At 58.5% G+C, this 22,148-nt stretch carries 28 protein-coding genes and 1 pseudogene; 26 read left to right on the forward strand and 3 right to left on the reverse strand.

The window, feature by feature from the left end; translation table 11 throughout:
• Nucleotides 1-25: 25 nt before the first annotated feature.
• The gene (locus H2Z84_RS03885) at nt 26-229 is read right to left on the reverse strand and encodes a hypothetical protein (RefSeq protein ID WP_181834814.1); all 204 of its coding nucleotides are present in this window, start codon (nt 227-229) and stop codon (nt 26-28) included.
• Between the two features lie 40 nt (nt 230-269).
• Nucleotides 270-425: a hypothetical protein gene (locus H2Z84_RS03890; RefSeq protein WP_220272684.1), complete on the reverse strand. Its 156-nt coding sequence runs from the start codon at nt 423-425 to the stop codon at nt 270-272.
• A gap of 22 nt (nt 426-447) precedes the next feature.
• Between H2Z84_RS03890 and H2Z84_RS03895 the strand changes: the two genes are divergently transcribed.
• From H2Z84_RS03895 to H2Z84_RS04015, 24 genes and pseudogenes are all read left to right on the forward strand, one after another.
• Nucleotides 448-1,200 carry a helix-turn-helix domain-containing protein gene (locus H2Z84_RS03895; RefSeq protein WP_220272685.1) on the forward strand — a complete coding sequence of 251 codons (753 nt, stop codon included), beginning with the start codon at nt 448-450 and terminating at the stop codon, nt 1,198-1,200.
• Nucleotides 1,201-1,258: 58 nt separating this feature from the next.
• Nucleotides 1,259-1,501, forward strand: a complete 243-nt coding sequence (locus H2Z84_RS03900) for a hypothetical protein (RefSeq protein ID WP_181834817.1) — start codon at nt 1,259-1,261, stop codon at nt 1,499-1,501.
• Nucleotides 1,488-1,862, forward strand: coding sequence for a hypothetical protein (locus H2Z84_RS03905; protein ID WP_181834818.1), 375 nt, complete (start codon nt 1,488-1,490; stop codon nt 1,860-1,862). The genes H2Z84_RS03900 and H2Z84_RS03905 overlap by 14 nt, the downstream gene beginning before the upstream one ends.
• Before the next feature lie 36 nt (nt 1,863-1,898).
• Nucleotides 1,899-2,126, forward strand: coding sequence for a hypothetical protein (locus H2Z84_RS03910; protein ID WP_181834819.1), 228 nt, complete (start codon nt 1,899-1,901; stop codon nt 2,124-2,126).
• A 515-nt stretch (nt 2,127-2,641) separates the two neighbouring features.
• Nucleotides 2,642-3,802, forward strand: a complete 1,161-nt coding sequence (locus tag H2Z84_RS21080) for a FapA family protein (protein ID WP_220272686.1) — start codon at nt 2,642-2,644, stop codon at nt 3,800-3,802.
• 88 nt (nt 3,803-3,890) lie between these two features.
• Nucleotides 3,891-4,034 carry a hypothetical protein gene (locus tag H2Z84_RS03925; protein ID WP_181834820.1) on the forward strand — a complete coding sequence of 48 codons (144 nt, stop codon included), beginning with the start codon at nt 3,891-3,893 and terminating at the stop codon, nt 4,032-4,034.
• Between the two features lie 88 nt (nt 4,035-4,122).
• A complete protein-coding gene (locus tag H2Z84_RS03930; RefSeq protein ID WP_181834821.1) occupies nt 4,123-4,425 on the forward strand; it encodes a hypothetical protein in 303 nt (100 codons plus the stop codon).
• Complete coding sequence (locus tag H2Z84_RS03935; protein ID WP_181834822.1) at nt 4,422-4,886, forward strand: HNH endonuclease signature motif containing protein; 465 nt, start codon at nt 4,422-4,424, stop codon at nt 4,884-4,886. Before H2Z84_RS03930 ends, H2Z84_RS03935 begins: the two co-directional genes overlap by 4 nt.
• Complete coding sequence (locus tag H2Z84_RS03940) at nt 4,879-5,694, forward strand: RecB family exonuclease (protein ID WP_181834823.1); 816 nt, start codon at nt 4,879-4,881, stop codon at nt 5,692-5,694. Before H2Z84_RS03935 ends, H2Z84_RS03940 begins: the two co-directional genes overlap by 8 nt.
• A 5-nt stretch (nt 5,695-5,699) precedes the next feature.
• On the forward strand, nt 5,700-6,710 hold the full coding sequence (locus tag H2Z84_RS21085; protein ID WP_220272687.1) for a hypothetical protein: 1,011 nt from the start codon (nt 5,700-5,702) through the stop codon (nt 6,708-6,710).
• Nucleotides 6,711-6,716: 6 nt separating this feature from the next.
• On the forward strand, nt 6,717-6,920 hold the full coding sequence (locus H2Z84_RS03950; RefSeq protein WP_181834824.1) for a hypothetical protein: 204 nt from the start codon (nt 6,717-6,719) through the stop codon (nt 6,918-6,920).
• A 435-nt stretch (nt 6,921-7,355) separates the two neighbouring features.
• Nucleotides 7,356-7,607 (forward strand): annotated as a pseudogene (locus H2Z84_RS21625) (DNA translocase FtsK); the annotation flags it as partial.
• Between the two features lie 11 nt (nt 7,608-7,618).
• Nucleotides 7,619-8,125 (forward strand): hypothetical protein, encoded by a 507-nt coding sequence (locus H2Z84_RS03960; RefSeq protein WP_181834826.1) that lies wholly within the window; start codon nt 7,619-7,621, stop codon nt 8,123-8,125.
• Complete coding sequence (locus tag H2Z84_RS03965) at nt 8,122-9,942, forward strand: AAA family ATPase (RefSeq protein WP_181834827.1); 1,821 nt, start codon at nt 8,122-8,124, stop codon at nt 9,940-9,942. Before H2Z84_RS03960 ends, H2Z84_RS03965 begins: the two co-directional genes overlap by 4 nt.
• Nucleotides 9,939-10,310: a hypothetical protein gene (locus tag H2Z84_RS03970; protein ID WP_181834828.1), complete on the forward strand. Its 372-nt coding sequence runs from the start codon at nt 9,939-9,941 to the stop codon at nt 10,308-10,310. Before H2Z84_RS03965 ends, H2Z84_RS03970 begins: the two co-directional genes overlap by 4 nt.
• Nucleotides 10,311-10,415: 105 nt before the next feature.
• Entirely contained in the window at nt 10,416-11,543 is a 1,128-nt protein-coding gene (locus H2Z84_RS03975; protein WP_220272688.1) for a phosphoadenosine phosphosulfate reductase domain-containing protein, read from the forward strand.
• A gap of 41 nt (nt 11,544-11,584) precedes the next feature.
• Entirely contained in the window at nt 11,585-12,136 is a 552-nt protein-coding gene (locus H2Z84_RS03980) for a phiTE_015 family protein (RefSeq protein ID WP_181834829.1), read from the forward strand.
• Nucleotides 12,133-12,771: a hypothetical protein gene (locus H2Z84_RS03985; RefSeq protein WP_181834830.1), complete on the forward strand. Its 639-nt coding sequence runs from the start codon at nt 12,133-12,135 to the stop codon at nt 12,769-12,771. The genes H2Z84_RS03980 and H2Z84_RS03985 overlap by 4 nt, the downstream gene beginning before the upstream one ends.
• Complete coding sequence (locus tag H2Z84_RS03990; protein WP_181834831.1) at nt 12,768-12,995, forward strand: hypothetical protein; 228 nt, start codon at nt 12,768-12,770, stop codon at nt 12,993-12,995. The genes H2Z84_RS03985 and H2Z84_RS03990 overlap by 4 nt, the downstream gene beginning before the upstream one ends.
• 3 nt (nt 12,996-12,998) lie before the next feature.
• Nucleotides 12,999-13,223, forward strand: coding sequence for a hypothetical protein (locus H2Z84_RS03995; RefSeq protein WP_181834832.1), 225 nt, complete (start codon nt 12,999-13,001; stop codon nt 13,221-13,223).
• Between the two features lie 3 nt (nt 13,224-13,226).
• On the forward strand, nt 13,227-13,595 hold the full coding sequence (locus H2Z84_RS04000; protein ID WP_181834833.1) for a hypothetical protein: 369 nt from the start codon (nt 13,227-13,229) through the stop codon (nt 13,593-13,595).
• 26 nt (nt 13,596-13,621) lie between these two features.
• On the forward strand, nt 13,622-13,843 hold the full coding sequence (locus H2Z84_RS04005) for a DUF4224 domain-containing protein (RefSeq protein ID WP_181834834.1): 222 nt from the start codon (nt 13,622-13,624) through the stop codon (nt 13,841-13,843).
• Nucleotides 13,840-15,018, forward strand: a complete 1,179-nt coding sequence (locus H2Z84_RS04010) for a tyrosine-type recombinase/integrase (protein ID WP_181834835.1) — start codon at nt 13,840-13,842, stop codon at nt 15,016-15,018. Before H2Z84_RS04005 ends, H2Z84_RS04010 begins: the two co-directional genes overlap by 4 nt.
• Before the next feature lie 627 nt (nt 15,019-15,645).
• A complete protein-coding gene (locus H2Z84_RS04015) occupies nt 15,646-17,274 on the forward strand; it encodes a methyl-accepting chemotaxis protein (protein WP_181834836.1) in 1,629 nt (542 codons plus the stop codon).
• 88 nt (nt 17,275-17,362) lie between these two features.
• Here H2Z84_RS04015 and H2Z84_RS04020 read toward each other — a convergent pair whose 3' ends face one another.
• Nucleotides 17,363-18,013 carry a response regulator gene (locus H2Z84_RS04020; RefSeq protein ID WP_258869281.1) on the reverse strand — a complete coding sequence of 217 codons (651 nt, stop codon included), beginning with the start codon at nt 18,011-18,013 and terminating at the stop codon, nt 17,363-17,365.
• A 328-nt stretch (nt 18,014-18,341) separates the two neighbouring features.
• Between H2Z84_RS04020 and nosP the strand changes: the two genes are divergently transcribed.
• Nucleotides 18,342-19,508 carry a nitric oxide-sensing protein NosP gene (nosP, locus tag H2Z84_RS04025; RefSeq protein ID WP_181834838.1) on the forward strand — a complete coding sequence of 389 codons (1,167 nt, stop codon included), beginning with the start codon at nt 18,342-18,344 and terminating at the stop codon, nt 19,506-19,508.
• Nucleotides 19,505-22,111: a hybrid sensor histidine kinase/response regulator gene (locus H2Z84_RS04030; RefSeq protein ID WP_258869282.1), complete on the forward strand. Its 2,607-nt coding sequence runs from the start codon at nt 19,505-19,507 to the stop codon at nt 22,109-22,111. The genes nosP and H2Z84_RS04030 overlap by 4 nt, the downstream gene beginning before the upstream one ends.
• Nucleotides 22,112-22,148: the final 37 nt, after the last annotated feature.

The raw sequence follows: 22,148 nt of genomic DNA on the forward strand, positions 1-22,148 counted from the left end.
AACTCACCATCCGAATAGGGACGTTTCAGGCCGCTGCGGGACTGCTGGCCCTGGGGGTATCGCGTACAGTTGATCCCAGTTGGCCGTACAGCTTTTCGCGGATCGTTTTACGAAGGTACGCAGCAATGTTCCCGCCGGTTTCCATGTCGGCAGCAACCTGAAGGTCTTCGTATTCCGCCTCCGTCAAACGGCTTTTTGCTTCCATCACCAGAGGGTCACGCTTACGCATGGCTTGCCTCCTTGCATTGGCGGCCGGTGTGGCCTGGTTGTTAAGCGGCATGGCGATTGTTCTCGAGGCGTTCAAAAAGAGACTTAAGACCAACGCCAATCTCGTAGGACAGGCGCTTACCGCGCTGGCCAAGAGCAAGCGCGTTGATCATTGAACGAGAACAGCCGACTTCCTCCGCGATCTGGTCGCGGGTCATGCCATTCGATTCGAGGGTAAGAATGATGTTTGTCCAGTCCATAACACCAATCATACACAAATGTGTAGAAGAGTCCAATGGTGTTAACACGCATGTGATCGGCGATATAGATACGATTGTGTTTATGAAGACATACGGCGAGCGCGTGAAAGAACGGCGCGAAGAACTGGGCATGACCCAAACTCAGCTTTCCAGAGCGATTGGCGGAAAGCATGGCTCTACTGTTGGAAACATAGAGCTGCGCGATGGTGAATCCCGCTACACCCTTGAGCTATCAGAAGCGCTTGGGGTGACGGTTGAATGGTTGCGCTACGGCAAAGAGCCAAAGCTGCTTCCGGGCCGCGCAGCAGCGTTTGACGAAAACGTCAGCCCAGGCCCAGACATGCGTGGCCATCTCCCGCTGATCAGCTGGGTGAAGGCGGGTGAGTTTTGCGATGTGATCGACAATTTCCAGCCAGGTGATGCGGAGGCATGGTATCCGTGCCCGGTATCACATGGCCCGAACGCTTACATCCTGCGCGTAAACGGTGAAAGCATGAGTCCCGAGTACCGGGACGGAGAGCTGATCTTTATCGACCAGCGCGGGAACTACGAGCACGGCGATGATGTGATTGTCCGCAGCCCGGACCACAAGGCCACCTTCAAGCGCTTGCAGATCACGCACGAAGGCACATTCCTGCTAGCGATCAACCCAGCGTGGCCGGAGAGAATTATCAAGATCCCTGACGATTCGCAGATCTGTGGGAAGGTGATCTTTCAAGGACGGCCGCGCTGACATCGTCATCGGCAAGATGGTGTGGCGAGGTGGGTAGTTCTTGCACTAAGGGAAATGTATGAATGAGCAGGAAAAAGAACAGTTAAACAAGATAGGTAGAAGCCTGCTTGATGCTGCAAAAGGAACCCGGCCTGACTTGGAAGAATTTGTAAAGTCATTGGACGGGCCAGAAATCCGCGCAATTAATCAAAAAGACGTTGAATCTATTTTGCAAATTACACTGACGTTGCTTCAGGCAATTGTGGGGTCTGTTGAGGACATTGATACCTTGCTAACGGGTAAAGATAATGGCGCTGAGTGATAGAGAGTTGTCTGATTTTGTTAATCGGACTCAAAGGAAGTTTGACGAAAAGCGCCAGTCTCACAAACCGGTTGATGGTGGCGGAGGTGGCGGCCATAATGACGGCATGGAAGCCCGCGTAGCGAAGTTGGAAGCCCTCGCCGAAACTACCCGCGACAAGATCGCGGGGGTGGAGACGCGGCTGGCCGTCATTGAGAAGACGATGGCCACCAAAGATGACCTGCAGTCTATGAGAGTTGACCTCCATAAAGAGATCAACGCGCAGACTTGGAAGCTTGTAACTTTTGTGACCAGCCTGTTTGTCACGGTCAGCACTGGTCTTGTTGGGATAACGTACTACCTTGCTACCCACATAAAATAACCCGCTCCGGCGGGTTTTTTCACGTATGGAGGTCCCATGTTCGAAGTTGACTGGCGACAAGCTCCGAAAGGGGCCAAGTGGTGGGCGATCAATGAAGACGGTCAGGCCCACTGGTTCACCCCTCCCAAGCCTATGCCATTCTTCCACTTCTGGTATGCCGACATGGACCCTGCGCCAGACTTTGGCTACCAGGGCGATTGGAAAGATAGCCTCCGTGAGTGCCCAGCTCGATTGACGCCAATCAAACGCAAGCCCACACTGTGATCGGCTGGCATCCCTTCATCGGATAAAAACCAACCGGCCAGCTGAGCCCCGCCACCGTGCGGGGCTTTGTCTATTCCCATCAGCCCGCCACTGAGCGGGCTTTTTTGCGTCTGCGCAACACACCACGAATGACAGCTCCCGGACTTGTGTGCAGAAAAAAACACAACAAAAACACAAATGTGTTGACTATAGAAAACACGTTTGTGTATATTTACTCCATCAGCCCAGCACGCAGGGCACCGATCTACCACAATCAACAAAACGCACGGCTTACGGTGCGCGAGGGAGCAAGAAGGTTTTGACCTGACAGCGACCAACTCGTAAAACTAGAGTACCAACACGACGCACTGTATTGCTGGTGCGGCTGGCGTAACTCCTTCTTGGTGACAGGCGGGAAACGTTGATTGCGGGTTGGTTGACACAGTAAGCACAGCCGCGAGTTAGTCGCGGAGTAGGGCTTTTTCGTTGCCGCTGGATATGGCATAGTCATATCAATCTGTCTTGAAGGACTTGCTATGACAGCACTACGCGAAGCCCTGATTAGAGCCGGAGTCATCAAACCGGCTGCACCGAAGCCTCCTGAGAAGAAGCAGGAAGAGATGCTCTTGGCCGTGACGGTCAAGAAAAAATCGAAGCAGCGAGTAAAGCCAAAGCGGTTTGAAGACCTGCCTCTTGCCGAAAAGCTTGCAATTAGAGCTGCGGAAAGGGAAGGAAAGCGCAATCCACTTTGCTGCCCGTTGTGTGGCGAAAAAGTTAGATACGGCGGAATGCTAGACCACAAAGCCGCCAAGCATGGTGAGCGGGCTATTGTTCCATCACCAATCAGAGAGACGCTTCCGCCTGAACGACCAATATTCGTCAGAGGCGGATCGCCTGGTCTGAAAAACAAGCAACCCGCTCACGCGGGTTTTTTTACGTATGGAGCGATCATGCAAATTACCTTGGACATGCTGAAAGAATGGGGCGCTTGCTCCAGCGGAATCGAACACTTTACTGAGTCATTCCCCGATGGGACTGGTGAGTACCAGAACGTGCTGAACAAAGCAGCTGAGCTTGGCTACATCGGCGATGCAAGCTGGCTCTTGTCGAAAGCTGGCCGCACTGATGCCGTGCTGGAAATCGACGGCGAATACAGTGGTAAGCACCTGGTGTTCGCAGGGCGAATCGTCATCAAGAACTCGCTGAGCGTTGGGGGCTGGTTGATTGCTGGCGAGGGCATCGAGGCTGGCGAGGGCATCGAGGCTGGCTGGGGCATCGAGGCTGGCTGGGGCATCGAGGCTGGCGGGGACATCGAGGCTGGCGGGGACATCAAGGCTGGCGAGGGTATCAAGGCTGGTGAGGGTATCAAGGCTGGCTTTAGCATCGAGGCTGGCTTTAGCATCGAGGCTGGTGAGGGCATCGAGGCTGGTGAGGACATCAAGGCTGGCGAGGGTATCAAGGCTGGCGGGGACATCGAGGCTGGCGGGGACATCGAGGCTGGCGGGGACATCGAGGCTGGCGAGGACATCGAGGCTGGCTGGGGCATCGAGGCTGGCTCGGGCATCAAGGCTGGCGACGATTTTGGCATTTTTGCAGGACTTCGCATCAAACTTTCGCACTGGAGTATTTCCGCCGTAGTAACCGCAAAGTCCAAGCCGGAAAACCTTGTATCTGGCCACTGGAAAGAAACCGAATAACCGTCTCTCCTCAGCAGTTCCTTCGCCCGCTACCCCGCGGGCTTTTTTTATTCCCAACGCCGGTGACCACCGGCCCAGGAGCAACCACATGAAAACCTACCTGGTGACAGTCACAGAACGTGACGGCCGGCGCTACGTGATCGCTGCGCTGGCAGAAAGCACCTGCGACGCCTGCCTGCAGGTGCTGGAGCAGCTGGGCCGCATCGTCGGCATTTCGGGGCGACGCGCATGAGAACCCTGAAATACATCGTTGGAGCAGTGCTGCTAACAGCAGCTTTCTTTACCGCAATGGGCTTTGCCCAGGCGCTGGAGCAGTTGCCATGAGCCTGTCCCACCTATCCGCAGCGGTAATCCAGTTGATGCGCCAGGCCGAATTGGTGCGTGGCTACCAGCGTGGCCAGGTCGAGCTGGAGTTTGACGGGTTCAACCTGGTGGTGCGCGGTAATCACACTCCGCCTGAGCGCCCGGCAGCATTCCACCCCGGCCATTCGGCCCGATTCGAAGTAACCGAAGTGTTTCTGGCAGACAGCGCGACCGATGCGGCTGAGCTGTTCGACTGCCGGGCGCTGGAAATAGCCGTCCTGGAATACCTGAAATCACAAGAGAAGGAGCAAGCCGCATGACCCCATACGGCTACTGCATGTGCGGATGCGGTCAGCACACACAGCTGGCCAGCAAGAATGACCGCTCGAAAGGCTGGGTACGCGGTGTGCCGCTCAAGTACCTGAAAGGCCACAACGTCGTCGTTAATGCTCACGCAAATACTGCACGCGCCATCGGTAACAAGTACCTCTCAAGCCATGGGTATGTGCGGGTGACGCTGGGGAGTGGTCTGCGCGAATACGAGCACATCCTGGTCGCCGAAAAAGCCTTGGGCCGCAAGCTGCGCAACTTCGGTCGTGGCAATCCGAATACTGAGGTCGTTCATCACATCGATGGCAACAAGACCAACAACGCTCCAAGCAACCTATTGGTCTGCACGCACCGGTACCGCACAGAGCTTCACCACCGTCTCGAGCATTCACCGGCATGGCCGGAGTTCGAAAAAGTAACCCGTAATGCCAAAGGAGCACGCCATGCGTGAACTTGTCACTATCCGAGCTTCGTCTCTTGCGGAGCTCTTTGATTGCCCTGCGAGATGGCAAGCCAAGCACCTGCTGCGCATGCGTATGCCGTCATCTGGTGCCGCCCGCCTGGGCACGGCCATTCACGCAGGTACCGCGCTGTTTGACCAAGCCAAGCTGGATGGTAACCCGCTGACGCCGTCTGAAGCTGCCGGGGCACTGATCGACACGCTGTATGCCAAGGATGACGAGCAGGGCAATGGCGAAGTGGAGTGGGGCGATACCAAGCCGCAGGACGCTGAAACGATTGGCCTGACCCTGCATTCCCGCTACTGCCACGAAATTGCACCCAAGCAGGATTACGTGGGCGTGGAAGTGCCATGTGAAGCGCTGGAAATTACCGACCTTGGCTTGGTGCTGACCGGTACCACTGACCGGATCTACCGCAACGTGGATGGTGAGCTGGGCATTGCCGACTTGAAGTCTGGCGCCCGCGCCGTGGGCAGTGATGGCATTGCAGTCACCAGCGGCCACGGCCCGCAGATGGGTGTGTATGAGCTGATCGCCGAGTTTGCTGTTGGCCAGGCGCTGACCGCACCTGCCCAGATCATCGGCCTGAACACCGGCAAGACCGCCGCAAGCCAGAAGGTGGGCGTAGGTCTGATCAGCAATGCCCGCGAAGCCCTGATCGGTGACGAAGACAGCCCCGGCCTGCTACAGCACGCCAGCCACATCATTCACAGCGGCCAGTTCTACGGCAACCCGAAGTCGGTGCTGTGCTCTGCCAAGTATTGCCCGCGTCACTCAACATGTAAGTTCAAAGGATAACCACGATGACTGCTGCACAAACCACCAATTTGCAGGCGCTGCGCCAGCCTGCTGCGCAAGTGAGCAATGCCCCGGCCGTCCATGCCGGCTTCTTCGACCTGCAGAGCTTTGAGCTGATGCAGCGTGTATCCAAAGCCTTCGCGTCTTCCGATCTGGTGCCCCAGCAGTATCGCGGCGCCGACAAGATAGCGAACTGCATGATCGCAATGGATATGGCCCAGCGTATCGGCGCCAACCCGCTGATGGTGATGCAGAACCTGTACATCGTGCACGGTACGCCCAGCTGGTCCAGCAAGTTCCTGATCGCCACCATCAATGCCTGCGGCCGCTTCTCGTCGCTGCGCTACGAATGGCGTGGCGAACCGGGTGGCAAGGATTATGGCTGCCGCGCCTGGGCAATTGAGAAGGCCACCAGTGAGCGGCTGGACGGCATCTGGGTCACCTGGGAGATGGTGCAAGCCGAAGGCTGGGCCAGCAAGAACGGCAGCAAGTGGAAAACGATGCCCGACCAGATGTTTGTCTACCGCGCAGCGGCCTTCTGGCAGCGCGCCTATGCGCCGGAGCTGGGCATGGGTTTGCAGACGGCCGAAGAGGTCGGCGACGTGTTCGACGCTTCGCAGGACGCCGGCGGCAACTACGTCGTGACCACCGAGGACCTGCGCCAGCAGGCCGCCCCGGCAGAGAAGACAGTGGCCAGCGACGAGCCGCCCTTTGATGTCGATACCACCACTGGCGAAGTCCTGACCCAGCAAGCCGTTGCCGAAGGCCTGCGCCAGCAGCGTGAAGCCGAGCCGGTGCAGCAGCACCAGCAGGAAGAGCAGGGCAGTCAGCAGCAGGCCGGCATGTTTGGCCTTGACGATGCGCTGGAAGCCGTCCGCCGCGGCGCTTTCGACGAGGCCCGCGATATCGCCCGAGGCTTGAGCGACAAGGACGCCGACATCGTCGAGCAGACCATTGCCAACCAGCAGAAGGCTGGTGGTGCCACTCGCACCCGCCGCCAGCGCGAAGTGGAGTAAGCCTCGATGCGATCCCTGAACAGACCGGCCAGCTGCATCTACACGGCAGAGCGCCTTTCTTCGCTGCTGAATGACGCCGAGACCAAAGCGGATAGCGACTGGGATCGCAGCTTCATCCAGTCAATGCAGTCCAGATTCAATCAGTACGGCATGGGCATGCACATCAGCACCCTGCAGCGTCACCACCTCGAACGCATCGCCAACATTTAGGAAACAGCCATGACCAACGAAAACAACGCAATTATCGACCAACTGGACGAAATCACCCTCGACAAAGAGGAAAACGCAGTTGCCAGCCAGTTCCTGCTGGGCGAGCTGATCAAGGCAGCCACCAAGCAGATGAAGGATCTGGCCATCACCTGGAGCGCCATGAGCCAGGCCGAGCAGGAAAAGGTTCTGGCCAATGTACAGGCTGATTGCGAAATAGCAGTCCGCAAAGCTGTGACCTGCATTGCCACCGGCAATCGCGTGAACTTCCGTGCCGAGGTGAAGAGCGTCCAGTTCCTGGAAAAGTCCGAGGTCAAAGCGCAGCTGATCATGTTCAACGCCCCGGAAGCCCATGCCCTGGCCGACACGGCCGGCCGCTCCGTGATGGTTGTGATCGAGGATGGCAGCAGCTATCTGGAGGTAGGTGATGCTCTGGAGGGTGAGCCGGATCAATATTCCTTGCTGGACGGTGAGGGCAAGGATGATGTGGCCGAACAAGCCAATGACGACCTCTATCAGCAGGCTGTTTCCCTGGTGGTGAAGTCCCGCAGCGCGTCAATTTCCTCGGTGCAACGTCATCTACGGATTGGCTACAACCGCGCCGCCCGCCTGATTGAGCAAATGGAACAGCAGGGTGTGGTCAGCGCCATGGAGAGCGATGGCAACCGCACCGTACTGGCTGCAGCGTAAGGACCACCACCATGAAACCCAACATCATCGACGTGCTGCTGATTGCAGTGATCGAGACGACTCTGGCCAAGCTGGAGCAGGACAACGCCAAGCTGCGTGAGCAGGTTGCAGGCTATGACCGTCTGCGCACTGCTCATGAAAACGTTAAGGCCCGCAATGCCGTGCTGGAAGAGCAAGTCAGCATATTGAACCGCTCGCTGGAGTGGAACTACCAGGAGCGCCAATCGCTGGAAACTCGCGTACGCCAGATGCAGGAGAAGGTCGCCTCTTACGTGAAGATGGACAGCTACTACGGCGGCATTGAGCGCCAGAACGAAGAGCTCAAAGAGCAGGTGCTCGAGCTGGGCCGCAAGAACATCGCTCTGGCCGCAGAGGCCGAGAGCGCCCAGCAGCTTGAGCAGCAGCTTGCCACCGCCGATCAGCGTATCCGCGAACTGGAAAGCGCCCTGGCCGTTGCCAGCCTGCCGGCCGCCAGCCGCGCCAACGTCATCGCCCTGATTCAGGAGCAAGCAGCATGAAAATCCAATCGATCAAAATCGCCAACTTCGAAGGCCTGCGCACTGCTGACATGCAGCTGCATGCCCAGATCACCATGGTTTCCGGCAAAAACGGTACCGGGAAAAGCTCACTGCGTGATGCAGTGGTGATGGCCCTGTCTGGCCAGCCCACCCGCGTCAGCCTCAAGAAAGATTACGGCCAGCTGGTGGCCGAGGGCTCCAAGGCCAGCAGCATCGAGCTGAACCTGGCCGATGGCCGCAAGTCGGTGGTCACCCTTCCGGACGGTGGCGTGGCCATGACCGGCAAGATCATCGAAGACCCGGACAAAGCCCGCGCCGGCTTGCCGTACGTTCTGACCCCGGCTGCCTTTGCCGCAGCACCGGCCGAAGGCCGCCGCACCGCGCTGTATGCACTGACCGGCTGCGCTGGCAGTACCGACGAAGCGCAAAAGCGCTTGCTGGAACGCGCTGCCGACCAGGACAAGGTCGACGCCGTGCTACCGCTGGTGCTCGTTGGCTTTCCTGAGGCCGAGAAGCATGCCAAGCAGCGCGCAACCGAGGCCAAGGGCGCTTGGCGCGCGGTGACCGGTGAAACCTACGGAGACAAGAAGGCCGAGGGCTGGAAATCTGGCAAGCTTCCCGTTGATCTGGAAGCCGCCCAGCTGTGTGAGCAAGATCTGGCCTCTCTGGATACCCAGGTCGCACAGGCTCAGCAGGACATGGGCACGCTGCGCGCCCGTCACCAAGCCAGCACCGGCCGGGCAGGGCAGATCGCCCAGCTGACCGAGCTGGCAGGGAAGAAGGAGAGCATCGGCAAGAAGCTGGCCGCTGATGAAGCCGACCTGGCCAGCGTGCGTGACCGCGTCGCCGAGATCAGCGCCGGCCCGGCTGAGCGCAAGGGCCTGTTGCACGACTTGGCACGCTCCCTGAATGCCCTGGTGGTGGAAGAACAGCCGCTGGGTACCGACCGCGCCAGCTACCTGACCGCTTGCACTGTGCTGGATCAGTACGAGGCCCAGCATGGACCGGTGGAAGAAGAGGGCGCTCCGGCCAGCGCCGAGGATGTCGCCAGTCTGCCGGAGTTGCAGAAATCACTGGCCATGATGGAACGCACCGTTGCCAACGACCAGCGCGACCTGAAGCTTGCCCAAGACGCCGAGGCACAACTCAAGGTGCAGCAGCAGCAGGATGGTGGCGAGCCTGTTACCGACGAGCAGCTGGCAGCCGCCAGCGACCGCATCAATACCCTGATGGCCAGTCGCAAGAAGATGGCCACGGACCTGGAAGCCATGCGCGCCAATCAGCGCGTAGCAGCCGAGGCAGACAAGAAGACCAAGGACGCCGGCAAGCACCACGCTGACGTGCAGGCCTGGTCCCTGATTGCTGACGCCCTGGCCCCGGATGGTATCCCGGGCGAAATCCTGGCTGATTCCCTGCGCCCAGTGAATGACATGCTGCATGGCCTTTCCCAAGATGCTGGCTGGGCTCGCGTCCAGATCAGCCGCGACATGGACATCACCGCTGACGGCCGCGCCTATGGCCTGCTGTCCGATTCTGAGCAGTGGCGCACCGACACCCTGCTGGCGCTGATGATTGCCCAGCTGTCCGAGCTGAAACTGGTGGTGCTGGATCGCTTCGACGTGCTGGACCTTGTTGGTCGTTCCCAGCTGCTGGACCTGCTGTGTGACCTGGCCGAAGACGGTGCTCTGGATAGCGCTGTGGTGTGCGGGACCATGAAGAAGGCCATGCCGAGTGACGAGCTGATTGGCAGCTTCTGGATCGAAAACGGGGAAGTGCTGGCCGTGGCCGGTGCTCAAGAGGAAAGGATGGCGGCGTGAGCAAGCAATCTGATGTGCAACTGGCATGGAGTGAAAACGGTGAGGATTTCACCAGCGAATCACTATGCGAACTAATCGAAAACGGTGAATTACAGCCCGGACAAACGATCTACGTCGGCGAAGTGAAATATCACTCAACAGACTGGATTGGTGCTGATGACGTGATCGACATGATTGCAGATCGTGGCTACGACGAAGGCGGGGAGTATGCAGAGTGCTTCCCCGATGTTTCGGAGGAGGCCCAGGCCGAGCTTGAAGCCTTTCTTGCTGCATGGCAGGCAAAGCACTGCGCCCCGTCGTTCTTTCAGGTCATTAATGTGAAAGAACATGTCATCACCGAGGAAGAATACGCCGAGGCGAAGAAATGACACATCTCTACCAATCCTACGGCGAGGACCATCACATCGTACCGCGCACGGAGCCGGATCTGGTGGTCGATGAGACCCCGCCGGAGCCTGACAACGCAGCACTGAATGAAGCCCACGCAAGTGGGCTTCTCTCTTTTGAAGGGGAGTGAGATGGAGGCCATGCACGTTGTCAGTGTCAGCGGCGGCAAGGACAGCACTGCCACATTGCTGCTGGCCATGGAACGCATATCCCGGGAAAACCTGCGCGCAATCTTCTGCGACACCGGCAACGAGCATCAGGCCGTCTACGAGTACCTGTCTTACCTGGAGCAGGCTCTAGATATCCAGATTGATCGGCTCAAGGCTGATTTCAGTGAGCAGATAGCAGACAAGCGCACGTTCATTGCCCGCGATGATCGCACCCGTCGCCAATACGACACCGTCGGCATCGAAGATGCTGCAGGCAACCCCGTATGGGCGCGGGATGGATTTGGAAAAATCAGATTCAAGATCAAAGAGAAGAACGGCGCACCGTTCTGCGCCTTGATACAGAAAACCGTCAAGGTAGGCGGAGGCCGGAGAGTTCGCTGGACGAACAAGGCCAAGCGCCGGGCGCTGGCTGTCCTTCACCCGACTGGCAATCCGTTTCTTGACCTCTGCATGTGGAAGGGGCGCTTCCCCAGCCGCAAGGGGCAGTTCTGCACCGAGGAACTGAAACGCAATATGGCCGTGGCTTACCAAATCGACCTTGTAGACGCCGGATATCGTGTCATTAGCTGGCAGGGTGTTCGCCGGGATGAATCGGCCCGCCGCTCAAATGTCCGCAAATCAGAGCGCATCGGCCCGCGCATGCATGCCTTCCGCCCGCTGGTCGAGTGGACTGCACTCGACGTTTTCAACTACTGCGCCCAGCGCAGCATCCAGCCGAACCCGCTCTATCTGCAAGGCTGCAGCCGTGTCGGTTGCATGCCATGCATCAACGTCAGCAAGGACGAACTGCGCACCATCAGCCAGCGCTGGCCAGAGGAGATTGAACGCGTTGCCAGTTGGGAATGGCTTGTTGGCCAGGCCAGCAAGCGCGGTGCCGCGACATTCCTGCCAGCACCAGGCGAGACAAGAACCGCCGTTGATCGCGGGAATATCTGGCAGCGGGTCGAGTGGAGCCGAACAACACGCGGCGGAAGCCAATATGACCCGCTGGCCGATCTGTCCGAGCCAACAGCATGCAGCAGCGCTTATGGATTGTGCAATTAACGAGGCCCACGCGATGGGCCTCAACTTTTTGGGAGAGTGAGATGAGCAACGAAAAGATGCGGGCGGAGTTTGAGGCGTGGGTAGATGCGAAGACCACACTAAAGCCAGAAAAAGATGCGGACGGATTTTACGTGGATATGGACGTTTATACATGGTGGAAAGTATGGCAAGCCGCCCGCGCCCAGCCTGCCGAGTATGACACGATGCGACTGGCTGAAATGGTGTTGAGCGATTGCGGTTGCTCTACTGCCATCAGTGACCGATTGCAGCGCCGTGTAGCTGAGCGCATTCAGCGCCACATTGATGGCTTGCAGCCGGTACAGCCTGCCGGTGAGGCGGTGGCCCAGAAGCCGGTTGGGGAAATTGGCGCTTACGGCCCAGTGTGGTTCAGCCAGAAAATCAGCGACCTGCCGGTGGGAACCAAAGTGTATGCCGCCCCGCCCGCGCAGGTGCCGGATGGGTGGCAGTTGGTGCCGAAGGAGGCGACGCAAAGCATGATAGACGCCATGCCACCCGTAGAAGAAATAGGATACTGGGCAATGTATGAAGCTGCACTCGCAGCCGCCCCGCAGCCGAAGGGAGACAAGAAATGAAAGAGCGACCAATCCTCTTCAGCGCACCGATGGTGCGCGCCATCCTTTCCGGCCTGAAGACGCAAACCCGGAGGTTGATGAAAAACCCACCCACTCCGTCCGAGCACTTCCCTTGGCTTGGTGTCAAAAGCCTTCGTGGACCCGGCCACTTTGTCTACCCGAACGCACTGCGGCAGATCCTTGCCGAATGCCCATACGGAGAACCCGGAGACCAAATTTGGGTGCGGGAGACGTGGGACTTCCTGCCGAGCGGAACCAGTGAATGCATGATCCGATACTTTGCCGACAATGCAATGGAGCAGCGCACCACTCCGTCCAACTTCAATCCGTTTATATACGGCAATGAGAAAAAACGGCCCAGCATCCACATGCCACGCTGGGCTAGCCGCATCCTGCTGGAAATCGTCAGCGTGCGTGTGGAGCGGCTGCAAGACATCAGCGAAGCCGACTCGCTGGCCGAGGGCGTACTCCCGGAGCCGTGCGACCACTCCCGCAGATCATGCGAGGAAATCGGATGCTACGGCGATACCGCTAAGGCTGCTTATCGCGGCCTGTGGGAGCAGATCAACGGCCCCAGCAGCTGGCACTCTAATCCGTGGGTATGGGTCGTGGAATTCAAGAGGATTGAGCCATGACTGACCTGGAATCATACGCCATCGCTTGCGCTCACTCCGACATCGAAGTCAGTTGCGTAGAGATGAGTCGATACAAGGGCCAGCGCAGAATCTACAGCATGGCCGCCCTGAGCCTCTTTGACAAAGAGGCTCTTTCTTTTCCGATATCACTGCTGGTGAGCAAAGGCTTGGCTGAAATTCGCGGTGATGAAATTGAGCTGCTGCGATATGCAGCAAGGGGGTGACGGATGGAATTTCCTGTCTGCGCAGTCTGCAACAAGCCGGTGGATCGCATTGAATGGTTTGATGATCATTCCGCGCGCGGCCGGGTGTTCCGGGTTTTTTGCCATGGAAAGGTGGAAGAGCAGGTGCTAACTGACCGGATGGCGTTGCACATGGTGCGGGGAACCGAAATTGCCTTTGGCAACGCATTCACAGCTCATGTCAAAGCCATTGAAGATAAAGGGAGATAACAGATGGCCACACCAAACAAACCCATTGACGGGCAAAAGTACGGAATGCTGACCGCGATCCGGAAAACCGGCTGCGTCCATAGCTCCGGTGGCGTCGCCCGGGCAATCTGGCTGTTCCAGTGCGAGTGCGGGAAGCTGGTCGAGAAGAAGCGCGACAACGTGACTTCCGGCAAGACCGTCTCATGCGGCTGCCTGCGCCCAGGCGTTCAGCCGGGCAAGAAGGATCTGGCTACCCTGGCCGGGCAGAACCGGGAATTCGTGCCGGAGTCGATGCGCGGGCTACCGGGGACGGTGATTGGCGAACGGCACACCAAGGGACGTTCGTTTGGCTATGCGCCGAGCTTCGGCGTGTGCAGTTCGGAATATGTTTGAGGGGAAGCACTATGGCAAAAGTCCGCATGGACCTGGAACAACTCCAGAAGCTGACCGGACGGAAGAATCGTTCGGCCCAGGCGCGCTGGTTTAAAGCGCATTTTGGCGTGGACGTACCCTGCGATCAGGCAGGACCGATCATGACCGAGCAGACCTATCAAGACCTGCTGGCAAAACAGTGTGGCCTGTATTCTGGACCGCAAGCACAGCCGGCAGTACGCCGCCCAACAGTAAGGAATGCAAGATGAGCAGACCACGGCAGACAAACAGAGGCCTTACCTTGTCGCGGATATACACGAAAGGTAAGCGCTTCTACCTTTTCGCGGCAGAGGCCCTGATCAGTCCTGCCGATGGCAAAGCCAAGAAATGGCACAGCCTTTGCCCGATTACCGACGGTGAAGTGGAGGCACGCCGCCTGGCTCAGCTGATTCTTGATCACAACCGCGCCGAGGGTGATGAAGGGGATTTCCCGCGGCATTTCCGCAAGTACATGGCCGCGATGATCGAGGAGCGAGACAAGCAGAAGCCGAAGGAGGAGGCACGGGCCAAAATCCATGAGAACGGCAACAAGAACTTGCTGAGCGTCTCATCGGTCATCGAGAAAGCGTTCTTTGAGTTCAATGTCGATCAGGTGCTGCCGGTGGATGTGGCCAAGTTTGTGGATGACTGGGAGGGGCGGCGCATGGGGCAGGTATATCACTCCCGGCTGTCTGACTTCTTCCGCTGGGCATGCCGGCGGGGCCTGCGCACGGATAACCCGGTGCGGGAAGTCAGTATCAAGAAGCCGAAGCGCCGGATGCGCTACATCACGGACAAGGAATACAACGCCATCCGCCAAGCTTTGCTGATCGGCAAGAATGGCCGAGTCAATCGCAGCGGCCTGATGGTGCAGTGCTACATCGACCTGTGCTATCTGATGTACCAGCGCACCACGGAAATCAGGCTGCTAAAGTGGTCCGACATCACTGAGAAGGGGATATTGTTCACCCCGACCAAGACTGAGCACAGCAGCGGTGCCAAGGTGTTTGTGCCGATGACCGGCCAGATATGGGCCGTTTTGCAGCAGGCCAAGGTAGCTTGGGCACAAGGAAGAGATATAAAGGAAGGGGTGACCCGGTCGCCCTATATCATATGCAACGGAAAAGGCAAGCCCTATACGGCCCACGGCATCGGCACTGCGTGGACTCGGGCGCGGGAACGGGCAGGAATCCAGGATGCAACACTGAAGGACTTGCGGGCCAAGGCGATGACCGACGCCAAGAAGGTGGGCTACTCGATGACGCAGATATCGGTCGGGGCGGCACATGCCGATGAGGCTATGACCGAGGCGTACATCAAGCTGCGCGAGGTGCCGGTCAGTGAGGTGGAGATGAAGCTGCCGGCCGCCTCTGACCATGGGCAGAAACCTTCTAATACCGCCTGACGACCCTATGCAAAATAGGGGTTGCCGGGCAGGTTGCTACGCAAGAAATATTAGACGCTCACTCTGGAATGATGTTTTAAATCAATATCTTGTGCGCGCCTGCAGTTGCGCATGGGGTGCAGGGGGTCGGAAGTTCGAATCTTCTCACCCCGACCACAAGACCAAAGCAATACCAACATTAAGCCATCCTACGGGGTGGCTTTTTTGTTTTCTACTCATTCATGTACTGATTTTAACGCGATTTTATTCTAAGTAATCCGTGGATCAGTCTATCTGTAGTTTCTATTATTCGTACGCTTGTTTATTGCGTGATACGGCCGTATTTCACTTGCTCCTCAGTAATGTCTTCTTGCTTGTTCGTATGCGGAATTCGGTATGGGGTATTTTGGTACTTGGGCAAGCGGCAAATGTGCTTTAGGTGCAAAAACCACACAATTATTATTGTTTTTGTTCTGCGTCAGCATAACTTTAATCATGCTCGGGTTTAATCGGCTTATGATTTGCCCGTATTCAATCAAAGCCTAAGTGGGTTGCCATTGCGCCAGAAAGCCAGCAGGGTAAGTAAATATTATTCTCCCTGGTTTCGGCACGATGTTTTCTGATAAAGACCAAGTAAAACAAAAAGATATGCGAAACAATCAGCCCGTCAGTCAGCAGGAAACCATCGTTCCGGATGGTGTGTTCATTTATTCTCGTACCGATACACAAGGCAATATTGTCGAGGCCAATAAAGCCTTTGCCCAGATCAGTGGCTTCGAGCAAGAGGAGATGGTTGGCCAGCCACATAACCTTATTCGCCATCCCGACATGCCGGAAGAAGCCTTTGCCGATATGTGGCGCAATCTCAAGGACGGGCGGCCCTGGCGTGGCCTGGTGAAGAACCGGCGTAAAGATGGTGGTTTCTACTGGGTGCGGGCCAATGCCTCAGCGGTGCGCGAACATGGGCAGATTGTCGGTTACCAGTCGGTACGTACGCTTCCTGGGCGTGATGAAGTCGCAGCCGCCGAACTGCTGTATCGGCGTATCCGCCAAGGTGATGGTTCTTTGTCTATCGAAAACGGTGCGGTGGTGAAGAAGCGGCCGCCCCTGGTGCAAGCGGTAAGTGGCTTTACTTTTCAGCTGAATGCAGTGTTGGTGCTTGCTGTACTGGCTTTGCTGCTGGGTCTGGTCGCTAGTAGCCAGAGCAGCTTTATGCCCTGGTTTCAGGGGACGGCGGTATTGGCCCTGTTGTGCTGCCTGGTGGCAGTGCTATACATCCTGCCTGGGGTGCTTGGTCGCCTGACGCGCATCCAGCATTTTTTGCAGGATTTGCTTAAAACCGGCAATTTGCGCGCCAATTTGCAGCCAACGCGCAGGGATTTGATCAGCAAGATCGCAGCTGAGCTAGATAATCAGACGGCTGCCGTCGGTGCCACCATTCAGGTGATGCTGAACTCTGCACGGAATGTGCAGGATACCTCGGACAATCTCAACCAGAGCGTGGTGTCGCTGGTTTCGTCGGCATCGTTGCAAACCGAAAAGACGACGGCCTCAGCCGCCACGATTGAACAACTGGCGACATCGATTGGCTTGATCGCGCAGCATGCCCACGATACCGAAGCGGTGACTCGTGATGTTGGCAGCAAGGCAGGGGAGGCGGCACGCTTGTCGGAGCGCGCCAGTGAAACCATTCACGAACTGGCGGCTACTGTTGCCAGCTCGGCCGAGACCGTGGAAAAACTGGGGCAACGTACTGAAGATATCGGCAAGGTAGCCAGTGTCATCAAGGATATTGCCGACCAGACCAATCTGCTGGCGCTAAATGCCGCCATCGAGGCTGCCCGTGCTGGTGAAACCGGACGTGGCTTTGCCGTGGTAGCCGACGAAGTGCGCAAGCTGGCAGAGCGTACTGCCAATGCCACCCAGGAAATCGACAAGATGATTTCACGGATCCAGGCGGATACCGTGGGTTCGGTGACCGGCATGCGCCAGAGCGCGGCGCAGGTGGGCACCAGTGTCGAGCTGGTGCATCAGGCGCATACGGTGCTGGATGAAATCAGTGTGCAAATGGCAAGAGCCGTCAGTATGGTGGCGGAAATCAGCCATTCTGCGGATGAACAGAAAATAGGGATGGATCTGATGGGCAAGGGGCTGGAGTCTATGGCGGCCTTGACGGGTAAAAACCTGGAGGTGGCACATGCCACCGAAGCCGCATCGAGCCGCTTGCAGCTGAATGTGGAGCGTATGAGCAAGGCGGTGGCGCAGTATCAGGTCTGATTGACTCTGCTGATGAACAAGGCCCCGCGCATTGGTTTGCCGCGGGGCCTTGTCTTTGCGGGCAGGCCTTGGCCAGCGCTGTCCAGCCTTATTCCAGTAGCGGCCCGGCCTTGATCACCGCCTGAGTGCGGCTACTGACTTCCAGCTTACGCAGGATGGCGGAAACATGTGCCTTGACCGTGCTCTCGGCGATATTCAGTTCGTGCGCCACGATCTTGTTGGGCTTGCCGGCGACAATGCCCTCCAGCACGCAGCGCTCCTGGCGGGTCAGGCTGGCTAGCCGGGTTTGCATAGCTTGCTGTTCGGCCGTGAGAGGGATGGCGGTGGGGCTGTTGGTGTCGTGGCCGGCGAGGGAGGGGGGCTGATAGATTTCACCATCGGCACTGATGCGGCGTACCGCCTCGGCCATTTGCTGGCGCGGGGTGGATTTGGGAATGAAACCGCAAACGCCCAGCGCCAGTGCGGCTTGTACCACTTCGCTGCGCTCGTCGGCCGACACCACCACCAGCGGCACAATCGGCGCGGCGCGGCGCAGGCAGGCGACGCCGTTCAGCCCCTGCATGCCCGGCATGTTGAGGTCGAGTAGTGCCAGCTCCAGGCTATCGTCGTGGATGGCAGCGCTGGCTTCCGCCAGCGAGGTACATTCGATCAGGCGGATGTCCGCGCCAAATACTTCCCGCACCACGTCCTTCAAGGCTTCGCGAAACAGCGGGTGGTCGTCGGCAATCAGTACACTCATTTCCATATCGATTCAGTCTCGCAAAAATAGCGCGCCCGGCAGCGGCGGCGTCCAAGACTATAGCCTGAATCGGCCAATGCTGGCAGCATGTCCGCTGCATGACTGGCGCACATCGTATGTTGCACAGCTGCTTGCGTGCAGCCTTAGCCGATCTGGCTTGCTGATCACGCTAGAATGAAGCTGTCTGTTCGTGTTAGCCACCGCTCTGCCTCAATCCCTTCTGGGGCAAGGCCGTGCTGTGGGCATGGCATGGTTAAACTGGCAAAGACCGGTCAATAGAATGACAAGGCCGTCGCCCGCTGTGGCGCGGCGGCAAGGTGGAGACAAGATGGAGAATAGCCTGGTGTTGCTGGGCAGTACCCAGCAGCAGGACCCCGCACTGGCCGCTGCCGAGCTGTTTCAGCAGCTGCATCAGCCGGATCTGGCACTGGTATTGCTGTTTATTTCCCCGGCCTATGATCTGGCCAGCCTCGGCCCCAGCTTGCACCGCTATTTTGGTAATGCACTGGTGGTGGGGTGCACCACGGCCGGTGAGATTGGCTGCCATGGCTATCAGCAGGGCAGTATCAGCGGGGTGAGTTTTGCCGAACCCGACTTCTTTGCCGTGGCAACCCGGCTGGATAATCTGCATGCCTTCGAACTGGCCGATGCCTTCGAAGCCGTGATGACTTCGCGGCATGAGCTGGCGCGCAAGAGCGGCCAGGCCATCGACCGCAACAGCTTTGCCCTGATGCTGATCGACGGGCTGGCGGCCTGCGAGGAGCGGGTGGCCAGTCGCTTGTCGTCAGCGCTGGGACATATTCCCTTGCTGGGCGGGTCTGCCGGCGACAATATGCGCTTCGAAAACACCGCCATCCTGCTGGACGGCCGTTTTCACAGCAATAGCGCAGCTTTTGTGATGGTGTCCAGCCGTCATCCTTTCGAAATGTTCAAGTCCGAGCATGCCGCCCGCAGTGGCGAGCGCATGGTGATTACCGAGGCCGATGCCGACAGCCGTCTGGTTACCGAAATCAATGCCGAACCGGCGGCGGCGGAATACTGCCGGCTGCTGGGGCTGGACCCCGAGCGGTTGGACCCGCACACCTTTGCCGCTCACCCGCTGGTCTTGCAAGTGGGGGGCGTGCCGTATGCGCGTTCCATCCAGCGCGTTAACGATGACTTGTCGCTGTCCTTTTTCTGCAGCGTGGACGAGGGCGTGGTGCTGTCCGGTACCGAACAGCAAGATCTGGTGGGTAGCCTGGCCCACACGTTTGCCCAGGTCCGTGGCAAGCTGGGTGGCCTACAGGTGGTGCTGGGCTGTGACTGCATCCTGCGGCGCATCATGATCAGCAATACCGCCGCGCAAAGCCGCCTGTCCGCTTTGCTGGTGCAAAACCGGGTGGTGGGCTTTAACACCTACGGCGAGCAGTTCAATGCCATGCATGTCAATCAGACCTTCACCGGCATTGCCATTGGCTATGCCACAGGGACGGCCACAATACACGGAGCAGAATGATGGAGCAGGAGCTGGATTTATCGGTAGCTGATCCATCACAGCTGCTGCAGCACATTGCCCGGCTGGAAAAGGACAATGCCAAACTACGCAAGATCAACAAGGCGCTGATCTACCGCGTGGAGAGCGGCATGGCCGACAATGGCAATTCCTTTACTATCTTCCAGGTGTCGGCCGAGCTGGAAAAACGTATCCAGGAGCGTACCCACGCGCTGGAACGCACGATGAATGAGCTGAAAACCAGCAATATCGCACTGGAAGAAGCCCGCCTTGCTGCCGAGCAAGCCAATAACCGGCTGGGGGTGGCGGTGGATACCATCGCCGACGGCTTTGCCCAGTGGGACCAGCACGACAGGCTGGTGCGTTTCAATCAGCGCTTTGTCGAGCTGCAGCCGGCATTGCGGCGGCATGTGCGCAGCGGCATGCAGTTTGCCGAATACCTCGATCATCTGGCCGACTCCGGCAGTGCGCTCGAGGCCTTGGGTCAGGTCGAGCACTGGCGCCAGCAACGCATCCAGCTGCACCGTGACAGTAGTGGCAGCTATCTGGAAGCGCTCAGCGATGGCCGCTATTTGCGTATCAGCGAACGCCAGACTGCCGATGGCGGCCGCGTGGCCATTTATACCGATATCAGCGAAATCAAGCGGCAGGAGCAGCGGCTGCGACAGCAGGATCAGGCGGCACACCGCCAGTTGCTGGAGGCTACCGTCAACAGCCTGCGCCAGGGTATTGCGGTGTTTGATCATCATTCACTGCTGCTGGCCTGGAATCACCGTTTCTGCGAGCTGGCCGGGCTGTCGCCGGCGATTTTGCGCGTGGGGCAGGCCTTGCCGGCCAGTGCGGAAATACCGCTGCTCTGCCCGGTCAATGGTAGTTACGAAGTGGAAACGGTTAGCGGCCTGGTGCTGGAAATCGAATCCTGTCCCATGCCCAATGCCGGCTTTGTGATTACCTGCAGCGATGTTACCGCCCGCAAGCGCGATGAACTGGCCTTGCGCGAGAGTGAGTCCAAGCTGCGGCTGATTACCGATGCGCTGCCGGCACTGATTTCCTATGTCGACAAAGACCAGGTTTACCGCTTTACCAACAAAGGCTACGAAGACTGGTTTGGCCTGCCGGTGCAGGAAATCAATGGCCGGACCCTGCGCGAGGTGCTGGGGCCGGCTTTGTACGACCCGCGCCGGCATTTTGTCGAACGCGCGCTGGCCGGGGTGTCGTCGGTATTTGAGCTGAAAATGCCTGCACCCAAGCGCTCGGTGGAGTATGCCCAAGCTGCCTTTATCCCGCATATCGGCGAGGATGGCGTAGTGCATGGCTTCTACGCGCTGATCCAGGACATTACCCAAACCCGACGAGCCGAGCAGGTGCTGCAGCAGGCCAAGGAAGAGCTGGAACAGAGCGTCACCGAGCGTACTGTCGAGTTGCGTCAGGCCAATACCCAGTTACGCGAGGCGATTGTGGCCGCCGAAGAAGCCAATCGCAGCAAGACACGCTTTTTTGCTGCCGCCAGCCACGATCTGCTGCAACCGCTGAATGCTGCACGGCTGTTTGTGGCCAGCCTGGCCGAACGCGAAGCCAGCGGCGAAAACATGCGGTTGGTGCAGCATGCGGCCACTTCGCTGGAGGCGGTGGATGATCTGATCAACACTCTGCTGGAGCTGTCGCGCATCGATGCCGGTGCCATCGAGGTGGAGCGCAGTCATTTTCATATCGACCAGCTGCTGCGCCAGCTCAGTATCGAATTCAGCCCGCTGGTGGCCGAGCGGGGGCTGAGCCTGCGCAGCCATCTGTGCGGTGCCGTGGTGTACAGCGACTGGGTTTTGCTCAGCCGTATCCTGCGCAATTTCCTCAGCAATGCCTTGCGTTACAGCGAGCATGGCCGGCTATTGCTGGCGGCGCGGCGTACCACTGAAGGCGTGCTGGTTGGTGTGTGGGATCAGGGGCAGGGCATTCCGGCCGACAAGCTGGCGCAGGTTTTTGAAGAGTTCCAGCGCCTGCCCGAGCACCGTGCCATGTGCAGCAAGGGGCTGGGGCTGGGACTGGCCATCGTCAAGCGGCTGGCCACGCGCTTGCAACACCGGCTGGAAGTACGCTCACAGCATGGGCGCGGCTCGTTTTTCGGCATCGTGCTGCCCTATGGCGAGCAGGCTGCCGCCAGTGCCATGCCACGGCAGCAGGAGGGGATCAGCACGGTACTGCCATCAGAATTGCAGGGACTGACGATTTTGCTGATCGACAACGAGCCGGCGATTCTGGCTGGCATGACCACCTTGCTCTCCGGCTGGGGCTGTCTGCCGCTGGCGGCGGCCGGACTGGCTGAGGCCCAGGCCTTGCTGGCACAACTGAGCAGCCCGCCGGACGTGATTCTGGCTGACTATCATTTGGACCATGGCGTCAGTGGGCCGCAAGTCATCCTGGCTTTGTGCCAGCAGCTGCAGTTGCAGATCCCTGCTGCCATCATCACGGCCGATCGCAGCCCGGAAGTGGCTGCCGAAATCGCTGCTGAAGGCTGGTCCTTGCTTAGCAAGCCGGTGCGGCCGGCCAAGCTGCGGGCGCTGATTGGCCATCTGGGCAAGCTGGCTTTACTGCAGCGCGGGAGCCAATGAGCAGGCTGTGCATTGGCACTGCAGATGCGGGCTGCGC

The sequence above is a fragment of the Aquitalea aquatica genome (assembly GCF_013911085.1).
GTDB lineage: Bacteria > Pseudomonadota > Gammaproteobacteria > Burkholderiales > Chromobacteriaceae > Aquitalea > Aquitalea aquatica.